General features: G+C 30.6%; 7 protein-coding genes. 2 read left to right on the top strand and 5 right to left on the bottom strand.

Features of this window, described 5'->3' with window-relative positions; genetic code table 11:
• Positions 1–219 precede the first annotated feature (219 nt).
• Positions 220–702, top strand: a complete 483-nt coding sequence (locus ABY863_RS12235; protein ID WP_372795239.1) for a cell division inhibitor — start codon at positions 220–222, stop codon at positions 700–702.
• A 28-nt stretch (positions 703–730) separates the two neighbouring features.
• Complete coding sequence (locus ABY863_RS12230) at positions 731–1,237, top strand: CIA30 family protein (protein ID WP_372795237.1); 507 nt, start codon at positions 731–733, stop codon at positions 1,235–1,237.
• Between the two features lie 28 nt (positions 1,238–1,265).
• Here ABY863_RS12230 and ABY863_RS12225 read toward each other — a convergent pair whose 3' ends face one another.
• From ABY863_RS12225 to ABY863_RS12205, 5 genes are all read right to left on the bottom strand, one after another.
• Positions 1,266–1,823: a PepSY-associated TM helix domain-containing protein gene (locus ABY863_RS12225; protein WP_372795235.1), complete on the bottom strand. Its 558-nt coding sequence runs from the start codon at positions 1,821–1,823 to the stop codon at positions 1,266–1,268.
• A 12-nt stretch (positions 1,824–1,835) separates the two neighbouring features.
• Positions 1,836–2,351: a hypothetical protein gene (locus tag ABY863_RS12220; protein ID WP_372795233.1), complete on the bottom strand. Its 516-nt coding sequence runs from the start codon at positions 2,349–2,351 to the stop codon at positions 1,836–1,838.
• Positions 2,352–2,496: 145 nt separating this feature from the next.
• A complete protein-coding gene (locus ABY863_RS12215) occupies positions 2,497–3,663 on the bottom strand; it encodes an alanine--glyoxylate aminotransferase family protein (RefSeq protein ID WP_372795231.1) in 1,167 nt (388 codons plus the stop codon).
• A gap of 113 nt (positions 3,664–3,776) precedes the next feature.
• Positions 3,777–5,234 (bottom strand): glutamate synthase subunit beta, encoded by a 1,458-nt coding sequence (locus tag ABY863_RS12210; protein ID WP_372795229.1) that lies wholly within the window; start codon positions 5,232–5,234, stop codon positions 3,777–3,779.
• Positions 5,235–5,238: 4 nt separating this feature from the next.
• Positions 5,239–6,345 (bottom strand): glutamate synthase-related protein (locus ABY863_RS12205; RefSeq protein ID WP_372795227.1); only part of this gene is annotated, 1,107 nt, incomplete at its 5' end.

The raw sequence follows: 6,345 nt of genomic DNA, 5'->3' as shown, positions 1-6,345 counted from the left end.
TACTTATTGGATATTATTTGTTCAATTTTGTTGCTGATATGAAATTAAAATCACTTTTAATTCTACCTTATTTTGTATGGTTACTCATTGCAACTAGCTTAAATGCTTATTCTTATATAAAAAATTAAGGTTATGAAACGAGCATGCTAAAAAGTTTATCAGCTAATAAAATGACTGATAACGTACAGCATATGACCGTTAAAAAAATAATATATACACATGAAATTTTCTTCAAAAGGAATTGTTTATCGTTTATCTTCAAAACAAAAATTGCCAATTTCAGTAAATCAGGCTTGGGATTTTTTATCCAACCCAAAAAATTTAAAAATCATTACTCCTAATTATATGAGTTTTGATATTATTTCTGGTGATGAAAAGCCAATGTTTGCTGGACAAATTATTCAATATATAGTTACACCAGTGTTTGGTATTAAAACAAATTGGGTTACTGAAATAACTCAGGTGGTTGATAAAAAATATTTTGTGGATGAGCAACGTTTTGGTCCTTATGCTTTATGGCATCACAAACATTTTATAAAACCTATTGAAGGAGGAGTAGAAATGGAAGATATCATAGATTATAAAGTTCCATTTGGTTTTATAGGAAGAATGGCACATCCAATACTGGTAAAACCTAAGTTAACAGAGATATTTAACCATAGGACTCAAAAGTTAATTGAGTTATTTGGATCATTTAAGTAAAAAAGTAATGTTTTTAAAATTTGCAATAATGTCAATAATAATAAGTAAGAGTATGCTCATTTTTGATTTTAATAAAACAAGTGTTATTTCTGGTTGGAGGTTGGTGAATGATGTTGTTATGGGTGGTCGTTCAACAAGTGAATTCTATTTAAATGAAGAGGGAAATGGTGTTTTTACGGGAGCTGTATCTTTAGAAAATAATGGTGGATTTTCATTTTTACGCTATCGATTTGATGAAAAAAATATTGAAGACTTCAAAAAAGTTAGTATAAGATTGAAAGGCGATGGAAAAGAATATCAGTTGAGAGTAAAATCGAATAAATACAATCAAGAATGTTATAAAAAAATATTCAAAACAACTGGAGAATGGCAAACAATTGAAATTTCACTTTCGGAATTGCAACCAACCTTTAGAGGCAGAGAACTTAATATTCCTAATTTCTCTTCCAGTAAACTGGAAGAAATTGGTTTTTTGATTGGCAATAAAACTAACGAACAGTTTAAACTTGTTCTTGATGTTATAACATTGAACTAATTTTTAACAATTTTTTTTTCTTTTATAGTTACATATAGTATATTAAAAATAGAATTGGAATAATAATCCCAAGTAAAGTATAAATTCCACCACGGCCTATAATTCCTTTTTTTCCTTTTAACATAAATAATGATGTTAAAGCAAAAAGAATAAGTGCTGCCGCAAATGCATCTGAAAACCAAGTCCAAATCCTATTTGGATTGTAGTGTAGATAATTTGATTCATAAAAAACAGAACGTCGTTTTAAGTATTCAGCCATTCCTTTTCCACTTTTTATATTTACAAATATTGAAGAACCTCCTTTTAAAAATATTTTCAGCGTATTTTCATTTGAAAAATAATGACTTTTATAGTTTTCTTTTGAATCAATTTCTTCTAAAAGATTTAAAATATTATTTTTTAAAGAAGCTGTTTTTTCTAAATTTATAGAAGTTGTAAAATGATTTATTTCAACTTTATAATTAGGATTCCAATCAGCCATGTGATTTAAGGCTATACCTGAAATAGCATAAATTAATGTGGTTCCAATAAAAAAGAAACCAACATCTCTATGAAGTATTCTACTCCATTTTCTTAATGTTTTCATATTAAAAGCCAACTATTCAACATTAGTATGATCTACATACTTTAAAGAGTAATTAGATATATGATCAACATTATTGGTTTTCATTTGATCTCTATATTGTTGAATATGTGCTGTTTTAGCTTCAAATTGCTCTTTGTTAGAACTTCCTTCAGAATGACTTTTAATATTGTCTTCTTCCATTTGTAAACAAGTTGATTCATCTATTCTTTCTTCAACTACAATGCCTGTTAATGCAATTTCATTACCCATTAAGGCTTCATCAAATCTTTCTTCAGAAGTAATATGAACGCTTCCATTATCTGTAACTAACAATATTTTTTTGCCACCATGTTTGCATACGTGATCTACAATTCCTTGAACGGTAACTTCTTTGTTGATATAATTACCAGCCTTTGTATCAAATTCTCCTATTGCCAATATGGGTGTTTCAATAGTTTTTGTTTCTAAAACTTCTTCAGCTTTTTTGTTTTCTGTTTTACAAGAAACTATTGAAAGAATTAAGACTAAAAAGAATGCAATTTTTTTCATTTTTAAAATTTTAAATTAGATAAGTAATTTTGTTTTAATTGACCACTAATTTAAAATTGTTTTGACTTTAAAAAGATGATTAAAATCAGGAAATGAACATTCGTTATGTTACTTAAGTAGCTTTAATTGCTTAATAAGTAGATTGTTAGTTGTTTAAAATTGTTAATGCAGTTTTAATTCCTATTCCAGTTTCAAAAGAATAATTACAAGCAATCAAACTACTTTCAATGGCTCCTATAGTTGCTAAAATATCATTGTTATTTACACTTCCCATATGACCAATTCTAAAATATTGGGTTTTATGTGAATGAAGTAAACCGCCAGCTAAAATGACATCATTATTTCCAACGTGTTTTAGAAAAGTAGCTCCATCAACTTTTTCAGGGTAATAAACAGCGGTTAATGTATTTGCTGAAATATTTTTATGAACAGGCAACAATTTAAAGCCTAAAGCTAACATAGCTTCACGAAAAGCTGTTGCTATTTTTTTATGTCGCAAAAATCTAGTTTCTATTCCTTCTGAAACAATGTGTTGTAAACTAACCTCTAATGCGGCAATTAAATTAACTGGAGGCGTCCCAAAATAGGAAGGATTTCTACTTTCATAAGCTTTCATAATTGGTAGCCAATGAGTAAAATCTGCATAATAATTTTGAACTGGTGTTTTTCTGTTTTTAAAAACACCCATGGCTTTTTCAGAAATCATTAATAAAGCTAATCCTGGAGGTACTCCAATAGCTTTTTGTGAAGCGGTAAGCACAACATCAATTTTCCAATAATCTTGATTAATTTCTTCTCCTGCAACCGAACAAACCCCATCTAAAACTGTTAATGTATTGTATTTAGTTCCAAGTTTAGCTATTGGTTCAGGATCAACCAAAACTCCAGTTGAAGTATCAACATGAGTCATCGTTAATAATTTGTAATTTTTGGTAGAAAGTTCTTTTTCAATAGTATTTAATGAAACTATATTACCAACATCAGTAGTTAAAATAGTTACATTAGCCCCGTAGCGTTTACAAATATCTGCATACCGCTCTCCAAAATATCCAGTAGAAATAATTAGTACATTGTCATTTGGTTCAATTAAATTAACCACAGCCATGTCCATTGCCAACGTTCCTGATCCTGCCATAATAAAAGGTTGGCCAGTTGGACTTTGCCAAACTGTTCGCATTAATTCTAAAGAATTCCCAAATGTTTCTATAAAACTGGGAGCTACATGGCTATCTGTAGGAGCTCCTAAAGCTTGTAATACTTTTGGTTCAAATTCAATTGGGCCTGGAATCATTAATAACTTTCTACCTTTCATTTATATAGAGTTTTTAGAAATTCTAAAGTACAAAAGAAAAACCATCTTTTTATAAAAAAAATGGTTTTTGAAATTTTTAATAATAAGATAATTTACACTTTTAATTTTAATAATTACATTGGAGGTAAATCTCCATCACCTTTACTTGGTAGGTTGCTATAACCCATCAAATATTCGTCTACCTTTTTAGCAGCTTCTCTTCCTTCTGAAATTGCCCAAACAATTAAAGATTGCCCTCTTCGCATATCGCCAGCAGTGAAAATATGGGGTATATTAGTTTGGTAATTGGTTGATTTATAATTATTTCTATCGTCAATTTCAATTCCAAGTTGAGTGCTTAAAGTAGTTTCAGGACCCGTAAAACCAAGTGCCAATAATACTAAATCACATGGCCAAATTTTTTCAGTTCCAGAAACTTCTTTTAACATTGGTCGTTGTCCATTTTCATAAATCCATTCTACTTGAATTGTTTTTAAAGCAGTTAATTTTCCATTAGCATCGGCTATAAATTCTTTGGTATTTATTAACCAATTTCTATCACAACCTTCTTCATGAGAAGTGGATGTTTTAAGTTTTATAGGCCAAAATGGCCAAGGTGTGCTTTCGCTTCTTCCAATAGGTGGTTTTGGCATTATTTCAAAATTTGTAACTGATGTAGCTCCATGACGATTTGAGGTTCCTACACAATCTGAACCTGTGTCACCACCACCAATTACAATCACATTTTTATTAGTTGCTAAAATATCTTCTTCACAAAATTTAATATTTGAATTTCTTTTATTTTGTTGTTTCAAAAATGTCATTGCTTGTACAACTCCTTTGGCGTTAATACCTTCAATTGGTAAACTTCTACGTTGCGTTGCTCCACCACACAAAACAACAGCATCAAATTTATTTAATTTTTCTACTGAATAATTTACACCAACATTTACATTGGTATAAAATTCAATACCTTCTTCTTTTAATATTGCAATTCTTCTATCAATAATTTCTTTTTCTAATTTAAAATTTGGAATTCCGTAACGTAATAATCCACCAATAGCATCATCACGTTCAAAAACCGAAACTAAGTGTCCAGCTCGATTTAATTGTTGTGCCGCAGCTAATCCGGCAGGCCCTGATCCAATTACTGCTATTTTTTTACCAGTTCTTGCAGAAGGTTGTTGAGCTACAATCCATCCTTCAGCAAATGCTCTTTCAACAATATTTTTTTCAATATTTTCAATTGAAACAGGATCAGCTATAATTCCTAAAACGCATGATTGCTCACAGGGAGCAGGGCATAAGCGTCCTGTAAATTCAGGAAAGTTATTGGTAGTGTGTAAAATCCATGATGCTTTTTTCCATTCACCTCTATGAACCATATCATTAAAATCTGGAATTAAATTTCCAAGCGGACATGCGCTGTGACAAAAAGGAATTCCACAATCCATACAACGAGAGCCTTGTTTTGTGATTTCATCTTTGTTTAATGGTATGGTAAATTCATTGTAATTACCTACACGTTCTTTTGCTGCTTTATATGTTTCGTCTTTTCTTTCGAATTCTTTAAAACCTGTTATTTTTCCCATACTGTTATGCTGTTAATTCTTCTACCATTGGTACTTCAGTTTCTAAACGTTTTAAAGCACGTTTATACTCAATTGGCATCACTTTCACAAAGTTGTTTAAGCTATTGTCCCAATTTTCTAATAATTCTTTACCTCTGTTACTATTTGTGTAAAGAACATGTTTTGTGATTAATGCTTTTAAATCTTCAGCATCTTTATTCTCAATAGGTTCAAATTCTATTGTTTGAGTGTTACATAATCCATTCGTGAATTTATTTTCTGGATCGTAGATATAAGCTATACCACCACTCATTCCTGCAGCAAAATTTCGTCCTGTTTTACCAAGTACAACTACTTTACCACCAGTCATATATTCACATCCGTGATCTCCAACGCCTTCTACAACAGCAGTTGCACCTGAGTTTCGAACAGCGAAACGTTCACCTGCAATACCGTTAATATAGGCTTCACCTTCAATGGCACCAAACAGACAAACATTTCCCACAATAATATTTTCTTCAGCAATAAAATCTGCTTTGGCTGGTTTTTTTACGATGATTTTTGCTCCAGATAATCCTTTTCCTAAATAATCGTTGCTATTTCCTTCAATTGTAAATGTTAAACCATGTGCTCCAAATACTCCAAAACTTTGACCGGCAGAGCCTGTAAAATTAATGCTTAAAGTATCTTCTGGTAACCCTAAATGACCATAAACTTTTGAAATTTCATTACTTACAATAGCACCTACAGATCTATCCATATTACAAATAGGATAGTTTAAAGTCATTTTTTCTTTTCTAAATAAAGCTCTGTGTGAGTCTTTTAGAATTTCGAAATCAAGTACACCTTCTAATGCGTGATCTTGTTTTTCTGTATTTTTTAAAGGCATTTTACTGTAACCTTCAGGTACATGTAAAATGGAGGATAAATCTAAACCTTTAGCTTTATAATGAGTAATCGCTTTATTTGAATTTATTTTTGAAGTTTGTCCAATCATTTCATCCATAGTTCTGAATCCTAGCTGAGCCATAATACCTCTTAATTCTTCAGCAATATAAAAGAAGAAATTAATTACATGTTCGGGTGTGCCTTTGAAGTTTTTTCGTAACTCTTTATCTTGGGTTGCAATACC

The sequence above is a fragment of the Lutibacter sp. genome, from assembly GCF_041562875.1.
In the GTDB taxonomy this organism is placed as follows: Bacteria; Bacteroidota; Bacteroidia; order Flavobacteriales; family Flavobacteriaceae; genus Lutibacter.
Note: the sequence above shows the minus strand (reverse complement) of the source record. Positions and strands in the feature narration are given on the sequence as shown.

What these genes read in the sequence shown, in the direction of transcription:
- ABY863_RS12235 (WP_372795239.1), top strand. Translation starts at nt 220, where the DNA reads ATGAAATTTTCTTCAAAAGGAATTGTTTATCGTTTATCTTCAAAACAA.
- ABY863_RS12230 (WP_372795237.1), top strand. Translation starts at nt 731, where the DNA reads ATGTCAATAATAATAAGTAAGAGTATGCTCATTTTTGATTTTAATAAA.
- ABY863_RS12225 (WP_372795235.1), bottom strand. Translation starts at nt 1,823, where the DNA reads ATGAAAACATTAAGAAAATGGAGTAGAATACTTCATAGAGATGTTGGT.
- ABY863_RS12220 (WP_372795233.1), bottom strand. Translation starts at nt 2,351, where the DNA reads ATGAAAAAAATTGCATTCTTTTTAGTCTTAATTCTTTCAATAGTTTCT.
- ABY863_RS12215 (WP_372795231.1), bottom strand. Translation starts at nt 3,663, where the DNA reads ATGAAAGGTAGAAAGTTATTAATGATTCCAGGCCCAATTGAATTTGAA.
- ABY863_RS12210 (WP_372795229.1), bottom strand. Translation starts at nt 5,234, where the DNA reads ATGGGAAAAATAACAGGTTTTAAAGAATTCGAAAGAAAAGACGAAACA.